This is a genomic window from Streptomyces sp. NPDC086777, from assembly GCF_040702065.1.
Classification (GTDB): domain Bacteria; phylum Actinomycetota; class Actinomycetes; order Streptomycetales; family Streptomycetaceae; genus Streptomyces.
In genome coordinates, this window is sequence record NZ_JBFBJI010000102.1 from 1 (window position 1) to 1,364 (window position 1,364).

Annotated in this window: 1 protein-coding gene; it reads left to right on the forward strand. The window is 72.7% G+C overall.

Going from position 1 to position 1,364, the window contains the following annotated elements:
- The coding region (locus AB0472_RS45970) for a polyketide synthase dehydratase domain-containing protein (protein ID WP_366365669.1) at positions 1 to 1,364 on the forward strand (1,364 nt) is incomplete at both ends.

The following is a 1,364-nucleotide window of genomic DNA, read 5'->3' on the forward strand; positions in this document are numbered from 1 at the left end:
GCCAACCTCCGCCACCCCGTCCGCTTCGCCGACGCCATCACCACCCTCCTCACCACCGGCCACCACACCTACATCGAAACCAGCGCCCACCCCGTCCTCACCACCCCCGTCCAGGACCTCATCGACACCCACCCCGACACCCCCACAGCCATCACCACCGGCACCCTCCGCCGCAACGACGACACCCCCACCCGCATCCACACCTCCCTCGCCACCCTCCACACCCGAGGCATCACCACCAACCCCCTCCCCCACACCACCCCCACCCACCACCACACCAACCTCCCCACCTACCCCTTCCAACACCAGCGCTACTGGCTGGAGGGTCCGAGCGGCAGCACCGACGCGGGGGCGTTGGGGCTGGCGGCCGACGAGCATCCCCTGCTCGGTGCGGTCGCCGAACTCCCGGGCTCGGGCGGCGTGCTGGCCACGGCACGGCTCTCCCGTGCGACACACGGCTGGCTGCTCGCGGACGCGGAGGGCGGCCCGGCCGCCGTACCCGCCGCCGCGCTGATCGAGATGGCCGTGCACGCCGGCGACCAGGTCGGCGCGGGCGTCCTGGACGAACTGGTCGTCGAGGCACCACTCGTGCTGCCCGCCTCGGGCACGGTGGCCATCCGGGTGCAGGTGGGTGCGCCGCACTCGGGTGCCGGCGCCGCCCCCGGCAGCCGGCAGGTGAGCGTGCACGCGTGCGCCGACGGTGCCGAGGAGTGGACCCGGCACGCGGTGGGGCGGTTCTCGGCCAACCCGCCTGCCTTCGTAGGGGACTTCTCGGTACGGCGTCCGGACGGCGCCGAGGCCGTGGCCGTGGAACTGCTGCCCGAGGGGCTGCGGGAGGCCTGGCGGTCCGACGGCGAGGTGTACGCGGACGTGGTGCTGCCGGAGACGGGCCACGACGCAGCGGACTTCGGTCTGCACCCGCTGCTGCTGGACGCGGTGCTGCGAGCGGCCGAGCTGGGCCCGCTGGGCGCGGCCCGGACGGACGGCACGGTGCTGGTGCCGGACACCTGGCGCCGCTTCTCGCTGTATGCCTCGGGTGCGCGCCGGCTCAAGGTGAGGATCATGCCGCACGGTACGGACTCGGTGTCGATCGCCGCGGCCGACCCGTCGGGGGCTCCGGTGCTGTGCGTGCGTGAGCTGACGTTCCGGACGGTGGACGCCTCCGAGCTGGTCACCCGGGCCGACGAGGTGCGCAACGCGTTGTTCCGGGTGGTGTGGCAGGAGATCCCCACACCCACGGAGACCACCGGCACGGACTGGCCGCTACTCGACCTCACCGACCACACCGACACCGACATACGAGAACTGACCAGCCACGTCCTGACCACCGTCCAGACCCACCTCACCGAACAAGCAGAAAACAC